This window comes from Pseudomonas baltica (assembly GCF_014235765.1).
Lineage (GTDB): Bacteria > Pseudomonadota > Gammaproteobacteria > Pseudomonadales > Pseudomonadaceae > Aquipseudomonas > Aquipseudomonas baltica.
In genome coordinates this window covers 41,283-61,403 of the sequence record NZ_JACMYH010000002.1, presented here as the reverse complement: position 1 = coordinate 61,403, position 20,121 = coordinate 41,283, and the positions used below count along the sequence as shown (strand labels likewise).

Sequence of the window (20,121 nt, the reverse complement as noted above, 5' to 3'; positions counted from 1 at the left end):
GGCCCGGGCCTCGAGGTTACACCGCAGCGGCGGCTCGACTCTGCGGCCAACGCTCAGCGCCCACGGCCCAGATTCGCCTCGTTCATGTCCAGTTCGGCCAGCACTTCGCGCACGACGTCGTCGCCGATCTTGCGTTGTCGACGCATTTCATACAACGCCAGGCGTTGCGCACGCAGGGCCTTGATGCGCAGGTGGCGTTCCAGTTGGTCCATCTGCCGGGCCAGCGCCTGGGCTTCGGCGGAGTCTTCGAACACCGCCAACTGCTGCCGGTACTCGGACATGATGCGCGCCTTGAGTTCGGTTGCCAGTGCGGCCTGGCTGGCGTCCTGTTCGGTGGCCTTCTGCGCCTGGTCTTCCTCTTCCAGCGAACGGATGGCCGATTCGGCGGTGTAGCGCCAGGCATCGCGCACTTCTTGGCGCGCACTCTGGTCATCGCTGGCGGCGACTCCGCGCAACAACAGCGGCAAAGCGATGCAGGCCACTACCAGCGAGAGCAGGATGACACCGGCGGCGATGAAGATCAGCAGGTCACGCTGGGGAAAGGTCTGGCCGGGCGCCATCAGCAAGGGCACCGACATGACACCGGCCAAGGTCACCGCGCCACGCACGCCGCCCAGGGTCAGCAAGGCGCAGGAGCGTGCGTCCGGCAGGCGGGTGATGGTGGTCTTGCCGCGCAGGCGACGTACCCACGATATCGCCCGCCAGGTGCTCTGGACCCAGACGAAGCGCAGCAACAGCAGGATGCCGAAGATCGCCAGCACTTCCAGGCAGCGCCACGACAAGGCTGGCCACAGCGTGGGTTCGTGGCTGATCACCGCCTTGACGATGTCCGGCAACTGCAGACCCAGCAGCAAGAAGATCAGACCGTTGAAGGCGAACTCCAGCAAGGCCCAGACGCTACGGTTGAGGATGCGCGTGCGCGTCTGCCGAGGCAGCAAGTCGAGCCAGCTCTGCATCATGCCGGCGGCCACTGCGCTGAGGATACCCGAAGCTCCCAGGCGCTCGGCCAGCACATAGGCGGCGAACGGCAGCAGCAGCATGAACACCACGTGCGTGGCTGGATCGTCCCAGCCACGGGCGATCATCCACACGCGCAGACGCCCTACCACCCAGCTCAGCAGCACGCCCAATGCCAGGCCACCGACCGCGACCAGAACGAACGTCACGCTGGCATCGGCCAGGGAGAATACCCCGGTGATCGCTGCTGCCAAGGCGAACTTGAAGGTCACCAGGCCCGATGCGTCGTTCATCAGTGCCTCGCCCTGAAGGATGCGCATCAAGGGTGTCGGCAAGCGGTCCTGAGCGATGGCCGATACTGCCACCGCATCGGTAGGTGAAAGCACGGCGGCCAAAGCAAACGCCACCGGCAGCGGAATGTCGGGCAGCAGCCAATGGATGAAGTACCCGGCGCCCAGCACCGTGAACAGCACCAGACCCACCGCCAGCATCAGCACAGGGCCGCGGTAATGCCACAGGTCACGCTTGGGGATGCGCCAACCATCGGAGAACAGCAGCGGCGGCAGGAACAGAAACAGGAACAGCTCGGGCTCCAGTGCGACGTGCAGGCCCAGGGTCGGCCAGGCGAGAATCGCCCCGGCGGCGATCTGCAAAAGTGGCAATGGCAGGGGAATGACGCGGGCGACCAACCGCGAAACGCCGACCAGCATGAGCAGGATCAGCACGGTGTAGGCGGTTTGCATGGGGCAGGATTTCCTTTGAATCGACAGACAGTGGCCATGGTAACGGCTTACGCAGGGTCGGCGCATGACATGACACAACGCGACTCGTGCGTGGAGCGGGTCGGCAACCTTCGTCGGGCAGCCCGGCGCTGATAACCCTGGATCATCCTAAGCCCGGCGAAAATGTAGATTCTTGCGCCATGGGCTTGTCCGTAGACTGGACACACCCGTCAGGATCAAGCAGCCAAGGTGGCTGACCCGCAGTGCGCAGTCGTATACCGCGCAACCGCCTGCCCCGAAACGGCTGAAACCGGCGTTTGCCAGTTCCATGACTGGTACTTCGATACCATGCTCGATCGCCTTCAGGGGCCGATCCCTTTGAAGTCGGTTGGCTAGGTTCGAAGCCGGGGGCTCATTTGGGCTCCCAGGCGCCGTCTGCAGCGCGGCATGCGGCTGAACGACCTTGGATGCGCTCCACCAGCCCCATCACCAGAACGAAAAACACCGGTACGAAAATGATCGCCAGGGTAGCGGTGAGCATGCCCCCTATCACCCCTGTACCAATGGCCTGCTGGCTGGCAGAACTGGCCCCCGTCGCGAACACCAGCGGCACGACGCCCAGAATGAACGCCAGCGAGGTCATGATGATCGGTCGCAGGCGCAGACGCGCGGCGCGGATCGCCGCCTCGACGCGGCCCATGCCTTGCTCGTGTAGGTGCTTGGCAAACTCGATGATCAGGATCGCGTTCTTCGCTGAAAGGCCAATGATGGTGATCAACCCGACCTTGAAGAAGACATCGTTCGGCATGCCGCGCAGGGTCACCGCCAGCACGGCGCCGATGATACCCAGCGGCACGACCAGCAGCACAGCGGCAGGGATCGCCCAGCTTTCGTACAGCGCCGCCAGACACAGGAACACCACGATCATCGAAAGGCCCAAAAGCAACGGCGCCTGCCCTCCGGAGATCCGTTCCTGAAGTGACAGGCCCGTCCACTCCAGGGCGAAACCCTTCGGCAAATTTGCGGCCAGCCGTTCCATTTCTTCCATCGCCTGGCCGGTACTGTGCCCGGCCGAAGGCTCGCCCGACAGACTCACCGAAGGGTAGCCGTTGTAACGGTTGAGTTGTGCCGGCCCCCGGGTCCAGTTCGCCGTGGCGAACGCCGACACGGGCACCATTCGGCCCTGGCTGTTTTTCACTTCAAGTCGCAGCACGTCTTCGATCTGCTGACGGCGCTCGCCCTCGCTCTGCACAATGACCTGCTGCATGCGCCCCTGGTTGGGAAAATCGTTGACGTAGGCCGAGCCCAGGGATGTGGACAATACGCTGGCAATATCGGCAAAGGAGATGCCCATTGCGTTGGCTTGCACACGATCGATCTCGATGTCGATCTGCGGCGTTTCCGCCAGGGAGGCCTCGCGTACGCTTTGCAGCAACGGGCTGGACGTGGCCTTGCCCAGCAGCTCATCGCGCGCCTGCTGAAGCGCGGCATAGCCTTGCGCACCCCGGTCTTGCAAGCGCACTTCAAAACCGCCGGAGGTGCCCAGCCCTTCCACCGGAGGCGGCAGCAGGCTGAACGCGATGGCGTCCTTCAAGCCGGAAAACACCGCGCTGGCGCGATCGGCAATCGCTTGCGCGGAGTCTTCGGCGGAACGCTGCGACCAGTCCTTGAGGGTGGTGAACGCCAACGCCGCGTTCTGCCCGCTGCCGGAAAAACTGAAACCCAGAATCATCACGGTGTTGGCGACACCGGGCTCCTGGGCATTGTGCGCCTCGATCTGTTTGGCCACGGCAATGGTCCGGTTCTGGCTGGCACCCGGTGGCAGCTGTATGTCAGTGATGGTGTAGCCCTGATCCTCGACGGGCAGGAAAGATGAGGGCAAGCGGTTGAACAGCAAGACCAGGATGCCGACCAGCATCACGAACACCAGCATGTATCGGCCCACTCGGCGCACCGCGCCGCGCACCCAGCCCTCGTAGCGCTTGCTGGCGCGTTCGAACCTGCGGTTGAACCAGCCGAAGAATCCCTTCTTCTCGTGGTGGGCACCCTCGGCGATGGGTTTGAGCAGCGTGGCGCACAATGCCGGCGTGAGGCTCAGGGCCAGGAACGCCGAGAAGATGATGGCCACTGCCATCGAGATCGAGAATTGCTGATAGATCACGCCGACCGATCCCGGCATGAACGCCATGGGAATGAACACGGCCGTCAGCACCAGTGTTATGCCAATGATAGCGCTGCTGATCTCGGTCATGGCCTTGCGGGTGGCATCCCTGGGCGACAAGCCCTCCTGCACCATCAAACGTTCGACGTTTTCCACCACCACGATGGCATCGTCCACCAGAATACCGATGGCCAGCACCATGCCGAACAGGGTCAGCACGTTGATGGAAAAGCCGAGCAAAAACATCACCGCAAAGGTACCCATCAGCGCCACAGGTACGACCAGGGCAGGAATCAGCGTGTAGCGGATGTTCTGCAGGAACACGAACATCACCACGAAGACCAGTGCCATGGCCTCAAGCAAGGTGTGGATGACTTTGGTGATCGAGACTTTGACGAAGGGTGAGGTGTCGTACGGAATGTCGTACTTGACCCCGGCCGGGAAGAACTTCGACAGTTCGTCGAGCTTGGCACGCACCTGAGTGGCAGTGCTCATGGCGTTGCCAGCAGGGGCCAGCTGCACCCCTACGGCCACGGACGCATTGCCATCCAGGCGTGTGCCGAAGTTGTAGCTCTGGCCACCGACTTCCACCCGTGCAACATCACCCACGGTCACGTTGGCGCCATTCGGGCTTGCCTTGAGCACGATGGAGGCGAATTCATCCGGCGTGCTCAGCTGCCCCTTGACCATGACCGTGGCCGTCAGCTCCTGATCGGTCGAGCTGGGCAGGTCACCGATGCTGCCGGCCGACACCTGCACGTTCTGCTCGGCGATGGCCTGGCTGACATCGGCCGGGGTCAGCTGGAAGGCCACCAGCTTCTGCGGATCCACCCAGATGCGCATGGCACGCTCGGAGCCGAACAGCTGAGCCTTGCCGACCCCATCCAGACGCTTGATCTCGTTGACCACGTTACGCGCCAGATAGTCGCTCAAGGCAATCTCGTCCAGACGCCCGTCGATCGAGCTCAACGTGGCGATCATCAGAAAGCCCGCGGAAGTTTCTTCGATCTGCAGGCCCTGTTGCGTCACGGCGCGGGGCAAGCGCGGCTCTACCACCTTCAAACGGTTCTGCACATCGACCTTCGCCAGCTCAGGGTCGGTGCCCGGCTGGAAGGTGATGGTCAAGGTCGCCGTACCCTGGCTACTGCTGGAGCTGAAATACAGCAGGTGATTGACCCCATTGAGCTCTTGCTCGATCAGACTGACCACGGTTTCGTCGATGGTCTGCGCCGACGCGCCCGGGTAGGTCGCCGTCAGCTCGATCTGCGGCGGAGCCACACTGGGGTACTGCGCCACCGGCAGGTTGGGGATGGCCAACAGGCCGGCCAGCACGATGAACAGCGCAATGACCCAGGCGAACACCGGACGGTCGATGAAGAACGGAGCCATCAGCGTTGTTCCCCGGAATCGGTCCCATTGCCCACGTCCTGCACAGTCACCGCCATGCCGGGTTGAACATGCTGCAAGCCCTCGATGACAACCCGCTCGCCGGCGCTCAACCCGTTCTGCACGACCCAGCGATGGTCTTTGACGCCATTGACCTCGATCTCGCGCTCTTGGACCTTGCCTTGGGCATCGACGATCAGCACGATCGCCTTGCCCGCCGCATCACGCTGCACGGCGCGCTGAGGCACCGTGATGCCGTCCGCATCATGGGCCTGATCCAGTTGGACGCGGATGAAGCTGCCCGGCAACAGCAATTTCTGTGGATTGGGAAACTCGCTGCGCAAGGTGATCTGCCCAGTGCTTTGATCAACCGCCAGATCCGAGAACAGCAGCACGCCCTTGAGTGGGTAAGGCGTGCCGTCCTCCTGGATCAGGGTGGCGCTTATCTGGGGCTTCGCTAACGCCTGCAGCCGTCCACCCTGCAGTGCCTTACGCAACTGGCTGATCTGCCGCGTTGACTGGTTGATGTCGGCATAAATGGGTTCAAGCTGCTGAATCGTGGCGAGTGCGGTGGTATCGCCCTGCCCCACCAGTGCCCCTTCGGTGACCAACGCCTTGCCGATACGTCCGTGGATGGGCGCGGTCACCGTGGCATAGCCCAGATTCAAGCGGGCCCTCTTCAACGTCGCACGTGCTGAAGCAACGTCGGCTTCAGACTGCAGAAAGCCCGCACGGGCGTTTTCCGCCTCCTGGCGGCTCACTGCGTTTATCTTCACCAGCTCTTGGTAGCGCTCGGTTTGCAAGCGGGTCTGGTAGAGATTGGCCTCGGCTTTTTTCACACCGGCTTGCGCACTCTCGACTTCGGCTTGCAGAGGCTCCGGGTCGATGAGAAACAGCACGTCGCCCTGCTTCACGTCGCTGCCCTCGCGATAGACACGCTTGAGGACGATGCCTGCGACCCTGGCACGAACCTCGGCCGTGCGCGGGGAAACCAGACGCCCGTTCAGTTCGGTGGTGAGCGTCAGCGCTTCAGGCTTTACCGATTCGACGGTCACTGCGGGCGGCGGTGCCTGTTCAGGCGCCGCAGGCTCGCCACACGCAGCCAACAGCAGAAAACCAAGGCATGAAAACAGGCGACAGCAAGCAGGACGAAATGGCGAAGACATGATGGGGTTCCCTGAAAGGTCGCCCATGCTAGCGGCACTTGCCCTCGATACTTGTAAAGAAGTGTTGGAAGTTGTTAAGGAGTGTCAAGCCACCGCACTGCCGACGTCTTCGTTGGTTATGCTATCGCTTTCCAAGCTGGCTGAATCGACATGACTAGAATCCTGCTGGTGGAGGACGACGAAGAGCTGGCCGAGCTGATCGCGAGTTATCTGCAACGATCCGACTACGACGTCAGCGTCGTTCATCGCGGCGACCACGTCCTGGCCGCCATGCGCCGGCACGCGCCTGATCTGGTCGTACTGGACCTGATGATTCCAGGCATCGATGGGCTGCAGGTCTGCCGCCTGATCCGTCAGGACAACGCTGAACTGCCGATCATCATGTTGACCGCCCGTCACAACAGCGACGACCAGATCCTGGGATTGGAAACGGGCGCCGACGACTATGTCGCCAAGCCGTGCGAGCCGCGGGTGTTGCTTGCGCGGATTCGCACGTTGTTGCGGCGCAGCGCCCATGCCGAACCCGCCAACGAAGCCCGGCTGATCGTGCTGGGGCAACTGACCCTGGACCTGGCGGAGCGCCAGGTTCAATGGCGCTCGCAACGGGTCGATCTGTCTTCCGGGGAGTACAACCTGCTGGTTGTCCTGGCTCGGCACACCGGTGAAGTCTTGAGCCGCGAACAGTTGATCCATGAGCTGCGGGGCATCGAGTTCAATGGCATCGACCGGTCGGTCGACGTAGCCATCTCGAAGTTGCGCCGCAAGTTCGAAGAAAACCCAAGCGACCCCCAGCGCATCAAAACGGTATGGGGCAAGGGCTACATGCTGAGTCGACGCGAGTGGGACGAGTAACTCTGCAGACCCTGCGTTTTCCCCACCCTTCGAGTTCGATCGACCATGTTCAAGATGCTGACCCGCCTTTACCTGATCTTGCTCGTGACCTACGGGCTTGCGCTCTACATCGTTCCCGAAGCGGTGCTGAAACTGTTCGACGAGCGTAATTTCACCTACAATATGGAAGAAGCCAGAGGGCCATTGAAGCTCATTCAGCAGCGTTTCCTCGCTGTTCCGGAGACGGCCTGGGCTGACGTCGAACAGGCGCTTCAGGCGGATTTCGCTCCGTTGGAACTGCACCTGATCAGCACTGACGATCCTCGCCTGAGTGCCAAAGAAGTGACTGACCTGAGCCTTGGACGCAACGCAGTGCGGATGGGCTTCTATGGCGAACTGGGCACCGCGCTGACGCCGCTGTCCAGGCGCGTGGCGGTCGAGGTCATCTGGCCGGACCCGCCGGTGGATATCAATGCGATGTACTGGCTGATGAACATTCTCATCGGCGCGGCGCTGCTGGGTTGCCTGCTGATATGGGTGCGCCCGCACTGGCGCGATCTGCAGCGCCTCAAGCTCACCGCAATGCGCCTGGGCCAAGGCGACCTTGGGGCAAGAACGCAGATATCGCAGCACTCCAACATCGGAGAGCTGGCGCAGGTCTTCGACAAGATGGCCCAGGACATAGAAGCGCTTCTCACCCAGCAGCAGGACCTGCTCAACGCGGTTTCCCATGAGCTGCGCACGCCGCTGTCCAGGCTCGAGTTCGGCATGGCGCTGATTCGCTCGGATGAGTTGGCGCCCTCCACGCGCGTCAGGCTCGACCAAATGATCGGTCACGTGAGAGAGCTCGACGCCTTGGTCGGCGAGCTGTTGTCGTATACCCGCTTGCGGTCACCTTACGAGCGCGCCAACCTGGAGGCCGTGCATACCGCGGCGTTTCTGGACAGCGTGTTGATCGGATTCATCGAAGAGCAGGAGCGGCGCGGCGTGGATCTGCTCGTCGATACCGCGCTGGCCGCGGATGCGTTCGTGTTCGATCCCAGGCTGACCGCCCGTGCCCTGCAGAACCTTGTCGGCAATGCCTTGCGCTACTGCCAGCATCAGGTGCGGGTATCGGCGATGAACGGCCAAGACCGCGGCCTGGTGATCCGCATCGAAGACGACGGCATAGGCATCCCGGCCAGTGAACGAGCGCGAATCTTCGAACCTTTCTATCGCATGGACCGCAGTCGCGACCGTGCCACGGGGGGCTTCGGGCTTGGCTTGGCGATCAGTCGGCGCGCCATTCAATGCCAGGGCGGCGAGGTTACTGTCGACGTATCGCCATTGGGCGGCAGCCGCTTCGATATTCATCTGCCCCATACCTCGCCACGCAAGCATGGCGCTGTCACAGTCGATGCCGCATAATTCCCCGATTCGTTTTCGGGAGGCAGTGGGGCGCATTCGTAGCCCCTCCTAGATCAATGGCTCATATTCTCTACGGCATCAAAGCCTGCGACACCATGAAAAAGGCCCGTACCTGGCTCGACGAGCACCAGGTGGAGTACGCCTTTCATGACTACAAGAGCGCCGGTATCGACCGCGAGCACCTGTCCCGCTGGTGCGACGAGCACGGCTGGCAAATGGTGCTCAACAGGGCCGGCACCACCTTCCGCAAGCTCGGCGACGAACAGAAGGCCGATATCGACCAGGCCAGGGCCATCGAGCTGATGCTCGCCCAGCCGTCGATGATCAAGCGCCCGGTGTTGCAGCTTGGCGACAAGACCGTGATCGGCTTCAAGCCTGATATCTACGCAGCGGCCCTTGCCTGACGCGGGCCCGCACTTATTCTGCACGAGGTAATTCCATGTCCAATTCCCTGTTCAGCCTGGCCTTCGGTGTCGGCACGCAAAACCGTCAAGGCACCTGGCTGGAAGTGTTCTATGCACAGCCGTTGACCAACCCGTCCACTGCACTGGTCGATGCCATCGCTCCGCTGCTGGGTTACACCGGTGGCAACCAGGCCGTTGCCTTCAGCAACACCCAGGCCTCGCAGCTGGCCGAGGCGCTCAAGCACGTCGACCCGGCGCAAGCCGCCCTGTTGACCCGCCTGGCCGAGAGCCACAAGCCGCTGGTCGCGACGCTGCTGGCCGAAGACGCCGCGCTGACCTCCACGCCCGAGGCGTACCTGAAGCTGCACCTGCTGTCGCATCGCCTGGCCCAGCCACACGGCCTGAACCTGGCCGGCATCTTCCCGTTGCTGCCCAATGTCGCCTGGACCAGCCAGGGCGCGGTCGACCTGGCCGAACTGGGCGAGCGTCAGCTGGAAGCCCGCCTGAAGGGCGAGTTGCTGGAAGTGTTCTCGGTGGACAAATTCCCCAAGATGACCGACTACGTGGTACCGGCCGGCGTGCGTATCGCCGACAGCGCGCGCGTGCGCCTGGGCGCCTACATCGGCGAAGGCACCACCGTCATGCACGAGGGCTTCGTCAACTTCAACGCCGGCACCCAAGGCCCAGGCATGATCGAAGGCCGTGTCTCGGCGGGCGTGTTCGTCGGCAAGGGCTCGGACCTGGGCGGCGGCTGCTCGACCATGGGCACCCTGTCCGGTGGCGGCAACATCGTCATCAAAGTAGGCGAAGGCTGCCTGATCGGCGCCAATGCCGGTATCGGCATTCCATTGGGCGACCGCAACACCGTCGAAGCCGGTCTGTACATCACGGCAGGCACCAAAGTGGCGCTGCTCGATGAACAGAACCAGCTGGTCAAGACCTTGAAGGCACGGGACCTGGCTGGCCAGCCCGACCTGCTGTTCCGTCGCAATTCGGTCACCGGTGCCGTGGAGTGCAAGAGCCACAAGTCGGCCATCGAACTCAACGAAGCGCTGCACGCTCACAACTAAGTGGCGATATCGGGCCCGGCATCCCTGCCGGGCCTTTTGCCTGGGGTCTTCGACCATGTTCCACGCCTCCCCCTGGCGCTCTGACTTTCCAGCCATCGCCGCCTTGCACCAGCAGCAGCAGACCTACCTGGACAGCGCTGCAACCACCCAGAAACCGCAAGCCCTGATCGACGCCATCGGCCACTACTATGGCCACGGCGCGGCCAACGTACATCGCGCCCAGCATCTGCCGGGATCCTTGGCGACCCGTGCGTTCGAAGCCAGCCGCGAGAAGGTCGCGCGATGGCTGAATGCAGGCAGTTCCGAGCAGATCATCTTCACCCACGGCGCGACCAGTGCGCTGAATCTGCTCGCCTATGGCCTGGCCGAGCAACTGCAGCCCGGCGACGAACTGGTGATCAGCGCCGCCGAACACCATGCCAACCTGCTGCCGTGGCAACAGCTGGCCAAACGTCGTGGCCTGCCACTGCGGGTGCTGCCGCTGGATGCCAGTGGCGTGGTCGACCTGCAGGCGGCCGCGCAGATCATCGGGCCACGTACCCGGCTGCTGGCAGTGACCCAACTGTCCAACGTCTTCGGCGCGTGGCAACCGCTGCCGGAACTGCTGGCGCTGGCGCGTGCGCAAGGGGTGATCACGGTGGTGGATGGCGCTCAGGGCGTCGTCCATGGACGCCATGATGTCGAGCGTCTGCAGTGCGATTTCTATGTATTTTCCAGCCACAAGCTGTATGGCCCGGACGGTGTCGGCGTGCTGTATGGCCGGCGCGAGGCCTTGCAGAAGCTTGCGCACTGGCAATTCGGCGGCGAAATGGTGCACCAGGCCGATTACCAGAGTGCGAGCTTTCACCCGGCGCCCTTGGGCCATGAAGCGGGCACCCCAGCCATTGCCGGAGTGATCGGACTGGGCGCGACCCTGGATTACCTCAGCGGTCTGGACGCCCAGGCCGTGGCCACACACGAAGCGTGCCTGCATGCGCAATTGCTGGCGGGGCTGCACGCGCGCAGCGGTGTGCGCTTGCTCGGCACGCCGCAGATTGCGCTGGCCAGTTTCGTCGTGGACGGCGTACACAACGCCGATCTGGCGCACTTGCTGACCGATCAAGGTATCGCCGTACGCGCCGGGCATCACTGCGCCATGCCATTGATGAAGCACCTTGGCCTGTCCGGCGCCATTCGTGTGTCCTTGGGCCTATACAACGACTCAGCCGACCTGCAACGGTTTTTCGAGGCACTGGACAAGGCGTTGGAGATACTCACATGACCTTGAATCCACAGGCTGAAGACGCACTTCAGGCTTTCAAGCAGGCCGCCGGTTGGGAACAACGGGCGCGGCTGTTGATGCAGTGGGGCGAACGCCTGGCGCCGCTGGGCGAAGGGCAGAAAGTGGACGCCAATCGTGTGCACGGGTGTGAAAGCGTGGTGTGGTTGGTGGCTGAGCGGCAGGATGAGCGCTGGCACTTCAAGGCCGCCAGTGATGCACGGATGATCCGTGGCTTGCTGGCGCTGCTGCTGGTGCGGGTCGAGGGCCTGGATTCGCAGGCGCTGCGCGAGCTGAAGCTGGCCGACTGGTTCGAACAACTGGGCTTGGGCCGCCAGCTGTCGCCTTCGCGCAGCAATGGGCTGAACGCGGTGTTGAAGCGGATGGCCGAGCTGGTGTGAACCTTGTAGGTCCGGTGGGCAGCCCTCTGCCCGCGAAGAAGCCGCCGCGGCGTTATGGCTACCTCTCCCTCAGACTTCCGCCTTGACCCTATCCGCCGGACGCCGCACCCCGGCCACGATCTTGTCGACCGCCTTGGTCGCCGCCACCATGCCAAAGGTCGCCGTCACCATCATCACCGCCCCGAACCCCCCGGCGCAGTCCAGCTTCACCCCGTCACCGACGAAACTCTTCTGCAGGCAAATGCTGCCATCGGGCTTGGGGTACCGCAGCTGTTCGGTGGAGAACACGCAGGGCACGCTGTAATGGCGCGTGACCGTGCGTGAAAACCCATAGTCGCGACGCAGTGTCGAACGCACCTTGGAGGCCAGTGGATCGTTGAACGTACGGTTCAGGTCGCAGACCTGGATCAAGGTCGGGTCGATCTGTCCGCCGGCGCCCCCGGTGGTGATGATCTGGATCTTGCGTCGCTTGCACCAGGCGATCAGCGCGGCCTTGGCATTCACGCTGTCGATGCAGTCGATCACGCAGTCGATGTTTGGCGTGATGTATTCGGCCATGGTGTCGCGAGTGACGAAATCCGCCACCGCGTGCACCGTGCAGTCGGGATTGATGCCGCGCAGCCGCTCGGCCATCACCTCGACCTTGGGCTTGCCCACGGTGCTGTCCAGCGCGTGCAACTGCCGGTTGGCATTGCTGACGCAGACGTCGTCCAGATCGAACAGCGAGATCTCCCCGACCCCGGTGCGGGCGATCGCTTCCGCCGCCCACGAGCCGACGCCACCCACACCGACGATGGCCACGTGGGCGTCACGCAGGCGCTGCATGCCCTCTAGGCCATAAAGGCGGGCAATGCCGGCGAAACGGGGATCTTCTGTACTCATCACACGGCACCTCAAAAAACCGGCGCGCAGTATACACCACCGCCCAATGCAGGAGCGGTCATCGGCCGCGAAGGGCGCACCGCGGTTCGCCTGATACACCGCGCCGCCCTTTTCGCGGCCACGGGCCGCTCCTACGGACGAACGCGGAACCATTCCCACCGTAGGAGCGGTCATCGGCCGCGAAAGGCGCGCCGCAGTCTGCCTGAGGCACCGCAGCGCCTTTTCGCGGCCACGGGCCGCTCCTACGCGAGGGAAAACGTTAATATAGCGCCTGACCGTCATTATCCGAGGTGAACCCCATGAGTTCGTCCACACCCCATACCGCCAAGCTCGATCGCATTCTCGCCGATGCCCAGCGCGAGCGCGAAAGCGGCTACCGCGACAAGGCCCTGCGCATGTACCCGCACGTGTGCGGCCGCTGCGCCCGCGAGTTCGCCGGCAAGCGCCTGAGCGAGTTGACCGTGCACCACCGCGACCACAACCACGACAACAATCCCCAGGACGGTTCCAACTGGGAACTGCTGTGCCTGTACTGCCACGACAACGAGCACTCGCGCTACACCGACCAGCAGTACTACGCCGAAGGCTCCACCAGCAGCCCGACCATCGCCAAGGCGACCCACAACCCCTTCGCGGCCCTGGCCGGATTGATGAAAAAAGACTGAGCGAGCACGTGGCCAACAAACGGTACAGCTGCATCGGGTTGTTCAACCCCAAATCCCCGGAAAACGTCGGTTCGGTCATGCGCGCCGCCGGTTGCTACGGGGTCAACTCGGTGTTCTATACGGGCAAGCGCTACGAGCGTGCACGTGATTTCGTCACCGACACCAAGCGGGTTCACTACGACATTCCGCTCATCGGCATCGACGACCTGCAGAAAATCATCCCGCTGGGCTGCACCCCCGTGGCCGTCGAGCTGGTCGACGGCGCACGCCCGCTGCCCGAATACACCCACCCGGATCGCGCCATCTACATCTTCGGCCCCGAGGACGGCAGCCTCGACCAAAGCGTGCGCGACTGGTGCGAAGACACCATCTACATCCCCACCACCGGCTGCATGAATCTGGCCGCCACGGTCAACGTCGTGCTTTACGACCGCCTGGCCAAGGGCAACAACACGCGCTCCGGGCCCAAATTCAAATAAGCCGATGGAACAGCGTGAAGATTTGGCAGTCAGCTTGTTATCACTGCCCTATCAGGAGATTCACCATGAGCGACAGCAAAACCGTGGACGTCATCAAATCCGTTACCCAGCCCGACTACCATAACGTCAAGGGCTGGGAACGCGCCGGCTCGTTGCTGGTAGGCGTCGTCTCGATCGGCAAGGGTCTGCGCCGCGGCGGGATCTTCGGTCTGATCCAGGTGGCCATTGGTGGCGCAGCCCTGGCCCGCGGCTGGAGCGGTCACTGTGCAGCCAAGTCGCTGGCCGAGAAAGGCCGCAGCGATCTGGAAGAGATCCGCAACAAGATCGAACGCGCTGGCGAAGATCTGCTGAACCTGAAGAAGAATGCCGATTCGGCGACCGACACCGCTACCGTGACTGGCGAAGACCCGGCGGTAACGCCAAAGATCTGACTGCCTCGAGCCTCAAACGCGCCCCTCTGCAGTCATGCTGCAGCGGGGCGCAGCTTTATCGGCCGAGCGACCGGCGCGACGAATCAACCCGCGCGAAAGATCAGATAGTCTTCCCAATCGTCTTCGTCGACATCCTTCTCGCTGACCATTTTGCCGGACTGCGAAATACCCTGTTTGTGCACCTGTTCGCGGTCACCGCAGACCAGATGATGCCAAAGCGGCAGGTCCTGGCCCTGGCTGACCAGGCGATAACCGCAGGTCGGTGGTAGCCATTTGAATTGGTCGGCCTGGCCCGGCGTCAGCTGGATGCAGTCCGGCACGAAAGACTTGCGCCGCGGATAGTCGCTGCACTGACAGGTCTTGAGGTCGAGCATCTTGCACGCCACACGGGTGTAGTAGACGCTCTCGTCGTCTTCGTCCTCGAGCTTCTGCAGACAGCACAGGCCACAGCCGTCGCACAGGGACTCCCACTCGAGCGGGTCGAGTTGCTCGAGCGTCTTGCGCATCCAGAAGGGTTCGACGATGGCAGCCATGTGACCGAATGTCCTGTACGAAATTGACGGCTCAGGCGCGGGCAGTACCTGAAAGGGCCGCCAGTCTAGTGCGCCCTGCAGCGCGGGCCAAGCTCTGGCGACTGCCGGTAAGCTTCACTTGTCAGGCGCGATCGATTCGCAGTAGTTTTTACCCCCTGCCCTCCATCACCCTTCAATCAGGAATGCCATGAGCGCCAATCCCCGCATCGCCGACTATGCCATCCACGAGCAATTCATCAATCGCTGGTCGCCGCGCGCGTTCGAGCCGGTCGAAATCGAACAGGACACCCTGCTCAGCTTCTTCGAAGCCGCCCGCTGGGCCGCCTCGGCCTACAACTCGCAACCCTGGCGCTTTCTCTACGCGCGCCGCGGCACGCCGAACTGGGAGCGCTACCTGGGCCTGCTCAATGAATTCAACCGTTCCTGGGCGCAGCACTCGTCGGCCATCGTGATCATCGCCTCGAAGACCACCTTCACCGCCCCCGGCGCCACCGAAGAATCGCCGGCGTTGTGGCACACCTTCGACACCGGCTCGGCCTGGGCGCACCTTGCGCTGCAAGCCAGCATCAGCGGCTGGCACACCCATGGCATGGCCGGCTTCGATCAGGATAAAACCCGTGAAGAGCTGAAGATCCCGGCTGAATATGCCGTGCATGCAGCCGTGGCCATCGGCAAGCTGGGTGACAAGGCCACCCTGGCCGAGTACCTGCAAGGTCGCGAACTGCCCAGCCCACGCCTGCCGTTGAGCCAGCTGGTGGCCGAAGGCGATTTCACGCTGTAAGCCAACCCGTAGACCGATGGGGCGGCAGACTCTGCGCCGCTGCCCCTGACCCACTCAATACCCGCGAGCGAAATCCACTTCGCCGCGCAGCGCCTTGCCGTCCTGCCACGCCTGCAGGTTCTCGACGAACAGCTCGACCATGGCCGGTGGCGAGGTTGGCGCTGCGCTGTGGCCGGTGAGCAGCAAGCCCCAGGCCGTCCAGAACGGGTGCTTGACCGGCAGCGGCTCCTGACGACAGACGTCGATCACCGCTCCAGCCAGGTGCCCTTCCTTGAGCGCTTCCACCAGATCGGCATCCACCACCGCCACGCCGCGCCCGGCATTGATGAACAGCGCCTGCGGCTTGAAGCGCTTGAACAGCGCGGCGTCGAACAGATCGTGGGTCTGCACGGTGTCGGGCAGCAAGTTGATCACGTAGTCGGCCTCTTCCACCAGACGCCCGAGCTCAGCGAGCGGCGCCACCTCGATGAACGGTGACAATTCTCTCGCCGTGCTGGCCACGCCCAGCAGCGTGACCCCGAAGGGTTGCAGGAACCTCGCCACGGCCTGGCCGATCTCGCCGATGCCGACGATCAGCACGCGACGCCCGGCCAGGCTGCAACCGGGACGTGGATCCCACTTGCGCTCGACCTGGCTGACCAGCCGCGCCAGCACTTCGCGCTCATGGCCCAGCATGTAGGTCAGCATGTACTCGGCCATGACCTGGCCGAAGATGCCCACGGCGCGAGTCAGGCGATAGGCACGCGGCAGGCCGTCGCCCAATAGCGGGGTGATGCCCGCCCACGTCGACTGCGCCCATTGCGGGGTCGCGCCGGTGCGCAGCAGGTTGACGAACAGGTCCGGCTGGCCCAGCCAGACCGGGCAGTCCGCCGCCAGCCGCGCCAGCTCGGCAGGGTCGCCGCTGGTGTGTACATTCAAATGGGGAGCAGCTGCGCCGAGCAACTTGGCGTAAACGGCATAATCGTGTTCGGCGATCAGAACGCGGGTCATTGCGAGGCCTTGGTCAAGACAGCTGCGCGACCCCGTATCGGCAGGGCGGCAGCAGGCAGGGTTGGTCAGATAAGGAAAGTCAGATAGGGTCGTTGCGGCGCAGCAGCTCTTCGGGAAGATGCTCGATGTACTCGTCTTCGGCAGGCGGCATCTGCAGGTGGTAACCCTGTGTTTCCAAGTGCTCGAGCACCAGGTTGATGTCTTCGCGCGCCAGGGCACGTTCCGGGCTGAGCACTAGATCGAAGGCGTGCACCGGTTTGCCGAACACGCTCAACAGGCCTTCGGGAACGCGCTCGAGCGCATCGCTCTTGAGCACATAGAGGTACATTCCGTTCTTGCACGGGCTACGGTAGATCGAACAGATACGTTTCATGGCTGGTCTCCAGCGGTGGCCAGGCTATCGAGCAGGGCCTGCCCCATGCGCTCGCGTCGCCATCCACGCAGCGAATCGGGCAATTGATAGGGGCCGTCGGGGTAGCCTGTCTTGAGCAACGCCTCGAGGGTCTTCTTGCGCAGCATCAGCTCGGGCGCCATGTTCAGACGCTCGGCTTCACGCTGGCCAATCGCACGCAACTGCTTGAGCACGGCCGACGCTTCGATCGGCAGCGGCTCGGGCAGCACCGCAGGCCACTGCTCGGGCGCAACGCTGGCCGCAGCCTTGATCAACGCCAGGATCTGCTCGCCATCCTGGCGGACGGTGCGCGGATGCATGTCTTCGATCTTGGCCAGCGTCTGCAGGTTATCCGGTTGCAGCTTGGCCAGCGGCCACAGCGACTGCTCGCGCACGATGCGGTTGCGCGGCAGATCGCGCGCACGGGCTTCCCGTTCGCGCCACGCGCACAGTTCGCGCAGTACCGCCAGTTGCGCGCGTGACAGTTTCCAGGCCAGCTTGGCGTCACGGTACAGCTCGTCGGGGTTCACTTCGCGGCGCAGCTGTGCCACCAATTCGGCGCCGTCTTCGAGGACCCAGGCGTACTTGTCGTCGGACAGCTGCGGGCGCAGCTTCTCGAACACTTCGGCCAGGTGCACGGCATCCTCGGCAGCGTAGCTGACCTGGGTGTCGGACAACGGCCGCTGCAGCCAATCCGAACGCGTCTCGCCCTTGGGCAACTCGATGCCCAGCACTTCCTGGACCAGGCGCGAGTAGCCCATGGAGAACCCCAGGTTGAGGTAGGCGGCGGCCAGCTGCGTGTCGAACAACGGCGCCGGCAGGCTGCCGGTCAGGCGCAACAGCACTTCCAGGTCTTCGCTGCAGGCGTGCAGCACCTTGATGACTGCAGGATTTTCCAGCAGTTGGGTCAGTGGCTGCCACTGGGTAATCGACAACGGATCGATGAGGAAGGCGCTGGCGCCATCGCCGATCTGCAACAGCCCTGCGATGGGGTAGAAGGTGTCGACCCGCATGAATTCGGTGTCGAGGGCAACGTACGGCAAGCTCTGCCAGTGGGCGCAATGCTCAGCCAGGCTGGCATCGTCGCGAATCCAGTGAATATCGATGGCCACAAGGCTCTCCCACGAATAATGGCGCGCAGTATATATCGGCCCTGCTTCCACGGGGACATCCATGCGTGCCTGCGGTCGTTAATCCGGCGAGCGCCCGTTGCGGGCACATGCATTGAACGATCTGCCCCCAACGGGGGGTCGAACCTAGGCATCGGGTCATTTTCCATGGCCCACCATTCTGTCCACCCCACCCAGAGGTGTCGAGATGCCGGTAAAACACAACCTGTTCGCTGATCTGAAACAGAGCAAGGAAGAAGTCGAAACCCGCGCCAAGAGCGACGATCGGCTTAGCCAGCTACTGACCCAGTACCATGTCAGCGATGCCGACGTGGTCAAGGCCGAAGACCGCGCCGCGCCGGACGACGAGGTCAAGAAGCTCAAGGAAAAACGCCTGCTGATCAAGGACAAGATCGTCCAGCATCTGGGCTGACCCTACCCATCGCAGCGGCGCATGCGCGCCGCCTCCCGCCGCACCGATCCTGCACGCTTCACAGCGTCGACGATTCGCGCTTCAGGTCTGCATGGCGAAAGGGCTTTGTCGCCCCGGACAGCGATGTGGCCACTTGATCGAGCCAGTGCTCGGCAGTGAATTTTGGCGCAGCCCCGGCGAGCGTGATCAGCATCAGGCCAGGCAGCAACGTAGCCGGCCCCAGGCGCTGCAGGTTCCAACGCTCCAGCGCCAGCAAGAATCCAAAGGCGGCGCTACCGCCAATCAGCGCACCCATGATGGCCTCCGCCATCGGGTGGATCACATTGCCCACCAGCGTCGCGGCGAACCATACCCCGAAGCCGATACCCGCCAAGGCCGCCGGCCAGCGCAGGTACGGGTGAACCTGCCGCGCCAGAACGCTCGCCAGCACCGGCACCATCAGGCAGGCATTCATCGCATGACCGCTGAACACGGCAATGTTCAACGACGGCAGGCCGATGCCCCAGCCCTTGAACAGGATCTTGCTGGCACCCACCAGGCCATAGGCGCACAGCACCGTCAGCAACCACACCGTACAAGCCGCGCGTGAACCGGCCAACCATAACCAACCGGCAATCACCAGCGCAATTGGAAACATCACGGTGATAGCACCGTATTCCAACAACATGCATCACTCCTTCAAAATCGAACAGGCGGCGCCAGGCATGAAAGCCCGGCGCAACGTCAAAGCGTCTTGTTGAGCGTTATACGCGAGATATCATTCACCGCGATGTACTTCTTGGCATTCTTCGACACACGCATGCAACCAAACACCAGCACGTAGGCGCCGGCCAGGTCTTCCAGCTCATGGATGGGGAAACGCTGGGTGAAATCATCGACCAGCGAACCGTCGACCACCACGCTCAAGTCCTGCCGCCCGCCGGTGTTGAGCCACAGGCTCGGCGGCTGATCGCCCGACTGCGCCGCATCGGACACCAAGCCCCAGTAACCGCGCATGCGCTCCAGCTCATCGAACTCGGCGCGGGCGAACGGCACGAAGAAATCGCGCACCTTGAACAGCCCGCTTTCCACCGAAATCAACTGCTCGGAGCGACGGAAGTCCTCACTCAGGATCAAGTTCTTCAACAGCGTGCTCAACCGACGCTGACGCGTCTGCGCCCCCTGGGCGGCATGCCCGCCACTGTGCCGGCCCACCCCGTAGACCGGCTCGGCACCCTCCTCTACCCCGTAGTGACGCAGCGGCGCACCGAAGGCAAAGTCCACCTCGATGCGCTCGCCACGATTGACCACATCATCCTGCTCCAGCGTATCACCCCGATACGACTCACTTTGCGGGCCGCCCATGTCGCAGAAGTCGGCATGCGGCCGCGCGCCGAAACACGAGGCCTGGCCACTGCGCGCCGCCTTGCGATAGAACCCCGGCCCCAGGCAACGCGGGCACAATAGATTGCGCCGCATGACAGCCACGCAATTGGGGCTCAGCGCCTCGAATCCGGCGATGTCGTAAACGGTGTTGTTGATGGTGCACAAGGCGACGTCCATGCAGCTCTCCGGCTCAAGCGTTTGGTAAGGGAAAGCCGAAGGTTGGCAGGGGGTGGGGTGGGACGATAGGCGAAGAGGGGATTTTCAGATTTGTCCTACAGGGTTTCTTCAATGCGGCGTAT

The 20,121-nt window shown here is 63.2% G+C and carries 21 protein-coding genes; 11 read left to right on the top strand and 10 right to left on the bottom strand.

The genetic code is table 11. The annotated features are described in order from the left end of the window. Nucleotides 1-53: 53 nt before the first annotated feature. The 3 genes from H7993_RS09720 to H7993_RS09710 all read right to left on the bottom strand — a co-directional run bounded on the left by H7993_RS09720 (nucleotide 54) and on the right by H7993_RS09710 (nucleotide 6,392). The gene (locus tag H7993_RS09720; RefSeq protein WP_122476607.1) at nucleotides 54-1,700 is read right to left on the bottom strand and encodes a Na+/H+ antiporter; all 1,647 of its coding nucleotides are present in this window, start codon (nucleotides 1,698-1,700) and stop codon (nucleotides 54-56) included. A 391-nt stretch (nucleotides 1,701-2,091) separates the two neighbouring features. Further along, nucleotides 2,092-5,229, bottom strand: a complete 3,138-nt coding sequence (locus H7993_RS09715; protein WP_185794253.1) for an efflux RND transporter permease subunit — start codon at nucleotides 5,227-5,229, stop codon at nucleotides 2,092-2,094. Further along, complete coding sequence (locus H7993_RS09710; RefSeq protein ID WP_185794252.1) at nucleotides 5,229-6,392, bottom strand: efflux RND transporter periplasmic adaptor subunit; 1,164 nt, start codon at nucleotides 6,390-6,392, stop codon at nucleotides 5,229-5,231. Before H7993_RS09710 ends, H7993_RS09715 begins: the two co-directional genes overlap by 1 nt. Before the next feature lie 150 nt (nucleotides 6,393-6,542). Here H7993_RS09710 and H7993_RS09705 point away from each other — a divergent pair, with 150 nt between their 5' ends. The 6 genes from H7993_RS09705 to H7993_RS09680 are packed head-to-tail and all read left to right on the top strand — an operon-like array spanning nucleotide 6,543 to nucleotide 11,763. Beyond that, nucleotides 6,543-7,244, top strand: a complete 702-nt coding sequence (locus tag H7993_RS09705) for a response regulator (protein ID WP_185794251.1) — start codon at nucleotides 6,543-6,545, stop codon at nucleotides 7,242-7,244. Nucleotides 7,245-7,289: 45 nt separating this feature from the next. Continuing rightward, the gene (locus H7993_RS09700) at nucleotides 7,290-8,630 is read left to right on the top strand and encodes an ATP-binding protein (RefSeq protein ID WP_185794250.1); all 1,341 of its coding nucleotides are present in this window, start codon (nucleotides 7,290-7,292) and stop codon (nucleotides 8,628-8,630) included. Nucleotides 8,631-8,686: 56 nt separating this feature from the next. Further along, a complete protein-coding gene (locus H7993_RS09695) occupies nucleotides 8,687-9,034 on the top strand; it encodes an ArsC family reductase (RefSeq protein WP_185794249.1) in 348 nt (115 codons plus the stop codon). Between the two features lie 35 nt (nucleotides 9,035-9,069). Then, nucleotides 9,070-10,104 carry a 2,3,4,5-tetrahydropyridine-2,6-dicarboxylate N-succinyltransferase gene (dapD, locus tag H7993_RS09690; RefSeq protein ID WP_122476625.1) on the top strand — a complete coding sequence of 345 codons (1,035 nt, stop codon included), beginning with the start codon at nucleotides 9,070-9,072 and terminating at the stop codon, nucleotides 10,102-10,104. 55 nt (nucleotides 10,105-10,159) lie between these two features. Further along, nucleotides 10,160-11,365 carry an aminotransferase class V-fold PLP-dependent enzyme gene (locus tag H7993_RS09685; protein ID WP_185794248.1) on the top strand — a complete coding sequence of 402 codons (1,206 nt, stop codon included), beginning with the start codon at nucleotides 10,160-10,162 and terminating at the stop codon, nucleotides 11,363-11,365. Then, on the top strand, nucleotides 11,362-11,763 hold the full coding sequence (locus tag H7993_RS09680) for a SufE family protein (protein ID WP_185794247.1): 402 nt from the start codon (nucleotides 11,362-11,364) through the stop codon (nucleotides 11,761-11,763). Before H7993_RS09685 ends, H7993_RS09680 begins: the two co-directional genes overlap by 4 nt. A gap of 69 nt (nucleotides 11,764-11,832) precedes the next feature. Here the strand turns inward: H7993_RS09680 and tcdA are convergent, their stop codons facing one another. Beyond that, nucleotides 11,833-12,645, bottom strand: coding sequence for a tRNA cyclic N6-threonylcarbamoyladenosine(37) synthase TcdA (gene tcdA, locus H7993_RS09675; RefSeq protein WP_122714058.1), 813 nt, complete (start codon nucleotides 12,643-12,645; stop codon nucleotides 11,833-11,835). 299 nt (nucleotides 12,646-12,944) lie between these two features. Here tcdA and H7993_RS09670 point away from each other — a divergent pair, with 299 nt between their 5' ends. The 3 genes from H7993_RS09670 to H7993_RS09660 all read left to right on the top strand — a co-directional run bounded on the left by H7993_RS09670 (nucleotide 12,945) and on the right by H7993_RS09660 (nucleotide 14,220). Then, nucleotides 12,945-13,310, top strand: a complete 366-nt coding sequence (locus tag H7993_RS09670; protein WP_043185061.1) for a YajD family HNH nuclease — start codon at nucleotides 12,945-12,947, stop codon at nucleotides 13,308-13,310. Nucleotides 13,311-13,318: 8 nt separating this feature from the next. Further along, complete coding sequence (locus H7993_RS09665; RefSeq protein ID WP_049862310.1) at nucleotides 13,319-13,789, top strand: RNA methyltransferase; 471 nt, start codon at nucleotides 13,319-13,321, stop codon at nucleotides 13,787-13,789. A 65-nt stretch (nucleotides 13,790-13,854) separates the two neighbouring features. Continuing rightward, nucleotides 13,855-14,220: a YgaP family membrane protein gene (locus H7993_RS09660; RefSeq protein ID WP_122476633.1), complete on the top strand. Its 366-nt coding sequence runs from the start codon at nucleotides 13,855-13,857 to the stop codon at nucleotides 14,218-14,220. An 83-nt stretch (nucleotides 14,221-14,303) separates the two neighbouring features. Here H7993_RS09660 and H7993_RS09655 read toward each other — a convergent pair whose 3' ends face one another. Beyond that, nucleotides 14,304-14,753, bottom strand: a complete 450-nt coding sequence (locus H7993_RS09655; RefSeq protein WP_185794246.1) for a YcgN family cysteine cluster protein — start codon at nucleotides 14,751-14,753, stop codon at nucleotides 14,304-14,306. Between the two features lie 187 nt (nucleotides 14,754-14,940). On the opposite strand from H7993_RS09655, the gene H7993_RS09650 reads away from it, so the two are divergent. Continuing rightward, nucleotides 14,941-15,534, top strand: coding sequence for a nitroreductase family protein (locus tag H7993_RS09650; RefSeq protein ID WP_122476637.1), 594 nt, complete (start codon nucleotides 14,941-14,943; stop codon nucleotides 15,532-15,534). A gap of 54 nt (nucleotides 15,535-15,588) precedes the next feature. Here H7993_RS09650 and H7993_RS09645 read toward each other — a convergent pair whose 3' ends face one another. The 3 genes from H7993_RS09645 to rnd form a co-directional block, all read right to left on the bottom strand. After that, nucleotides 15,589-16,524 carry a D-2-hydroxyacid dehydrogenase gene (locus H7993_RS09645; protein ID WP_185794245.1) on the bottom strand — a complete coding sequence of 312 codons (936 nt, stop codon included), beginning with the start codon at nucleotides 16,522-16,524 and terminating at the stop codon, nucleotides 15,589-15,591. 79 nt (nucleotides 16,525-16,603) lie between these two features. Further along, nucleotides 16,604-16,897, bottom strand: a complete 294-nt coding sequence (locus tag H7993_RS09640; protein ID WP_122476641.1) for a YcgL domain-containing protein — start codon at nucleotides 16,895-16,897, stop codon at nucleotides 16,604-16,606. Beyond that, nucleotides 16,894-18,027 (bottom strand): ribonuclease D, encoded by a 1,134-nt coding sequence (gene rnd / locus H7993_RS09635; RefSeq protein WP_122714063.1) that lies wholly within the window; start codon nucleotides 18,025-18,027, stop codon nucleotides 16,894-16,896. The genes H7993_RS09640 and rnd overlap by 4 nt, the downstream gene beginning before the upstream one ends. Before the next feature lie 205 nt (nucleotides 18,028-18,232). On the opposite strand from rnd, the gene H7993_RS09630 reads away from it, so the two are divergent. After that, on the top strand, nucleotides 18,233-18,457 hold the full coding sequence (locus tag H7993_RS09630) for a hypothetical protein (protein WP_122476645.1): 225 nt from the start codon (nucleotides 18,233-18,235) through the stop codon (nucleotides 18,455-18,457). Nucleotides 18,458-18,515: 58 nt separating this feature from the next. On the opposite strand, the gene H7993_RS09625 is transcribed toward H7993_RS09630, so the two are convergent. Then, nucleotides 18,516-19,124 (bottom strand): hypothetical protein, encoded by a 609-nt coding sequence (locus tag H7993_RS09625; RefSeq protein WP_244647016.1) that lies wholly within the window; start codon nucleotides 19,122-19,124, stop codon nucleotides 18,516-18,518. A gap of 56 nt (nucleotides 19,125-19,180) precedes the next feature. Further along, nucleotides 19,181-19,999: a hypothetical protein gene (locus tag H7993_RS09620; protein WP_185794244.1), complete on the bottom strand. Its 819-nt coding sequence runs from the start codon at nucleotides 19,997-19,999 to the stop codon at nucleotides 19,181-19,183. Between the last annotated feature and the right edge of the window lie 122 nt (nucleotides 20,000-20,121).

Bases quoted from the DNA above. Each gene is read 5' to 3' on its own strand.
- H7993_RS09715 (WP_185794253.1), bottom strand. From the start codon at position 5,229: ATGGCTCCGTTCTTCATCGACCGTCCGGTGTTCGCCTGGGTCATTGCG.
- dapD (WP_122476625.1), top strand. From the start codon at position 9,070: ATGTCCAATTCCCTGTTCAGCCTGGCCTTCGGTGTCGGCACGCAAAAC.
- H7993_RS09630 (WP_122476645.1), top strand. From the start codon at position 18,233: ATGCCGGTAAAACACAACCTGTTCGCTGATCTGAAACAGAGCAAGGAA.
- H7993_RS09670 (WP_043185061.1), top strand. From the start codon at position 12,945: ATGAGTTCGTCCACACCCCATACCGCCAAGCTCGATCGCATTCTCGCC.
- H7993_RS09710 (WP_185794252.1), bottom strand. From the start codon at position 6,392: ATGTCTTCGCCATTTCGTCCTGCTTGCTGTCGCCTGTTTTCATGCCTT.
- H7993_RS09645 (WP_185794245.1), bottom strand. From the start codon at position 16,524: ATGACCCGCGTTCTGATCGCCGAACACGATTATGCCGTTTACGCCAAG.
- H7993_RS09640 (WP_122476641.1), bottom strand. From the start codon at position 16,897: ATGAAACGTATCTGTTCGATCTACCGTAGCCCGTGCAAGAACGGAATG.
- H7993_RS09680 (WP_185794247.1), top strand. From the start codon at position 11,362: ATGACCTTGAATCCACAGGCTGAAGACGCACTTCAGGCTTTCAAGCAG.
- tcdA (WP_122714058.1), bottom strand. From the start codon at position 12,645: ATGAGTACAGAAGATCCCCGTTTCGCCGGCATTGCCCGCCTTTATGGC.
- H7993_RS09660 (WP_122476633.1), top strand. From the start codon at position 13,855: ATGAGCGACAGCAAAACCGTGGACGTCATCAAATCCGTTACCCAGCCC.
- H7993_RS09720 (WP_122476607.1), bottom strand. From the start codon at position 1,700: ATGCAAACCGCCTACACCGTGCTGATCCTGCTCATGCTGGTCGGCGTT.
- H7993_RS09705 (WP_185794251.1), top strand. From the start codon at position 6,543: ATGACTAGAATCCTGCTGGTGGAGGACGACGAAGAGCTGGCCGAGCTG.
- H7993_RS09650 (WP_122476637.1), top strand. From the start codon at position 14,941: ATGAGCGCCAATCCCCGCATCGCCGACTATGCCATCCACGAGCAATTC.
- H7993_RS09620 (WP_185794244.1), bottom strand. From the start codon at position 19,999: ATGGACGTCGCCTTGTGCACCATCAACAACACCGTTTACGACATCGCC.
- H7993_RS09625 (WP_244647016.1), bottom strand. From the start codon at position 19,124: ATGTTGTTGGAATACGGTGCTATCACCGTGATGTTTCCAATTGCGCTG.
- H7993_RS09695 (WP_185794249.1), top strand. From the start codon at position 8,687: ATGGCTCATATTCTCTACGGCATCAAAGCCTGCGACACCATGAAAAAG.
- H7993_RS09700 (WP_185794250.1), top strand. From the start codon at position 7,290: ATGTTCAAGATGCTGACCCGCCTTTACCTGATCTTGCTCGTGACCTAC.
- H7993_RS09685 (WP_185794248.1), top strand. From the start codon at position 10,160: ATGTTCCACGCCTCCCCCTGGCGCTCTGACTTTCCAGCCATCGCCGCC.
- H7993_RS09655 (WP_185794246.1), bottom strand. From the start codon at position 14,753: ATGGCTGCCATCGTCGAACCCTTCTGGATGCGCAAGACGCTCGAGCAA.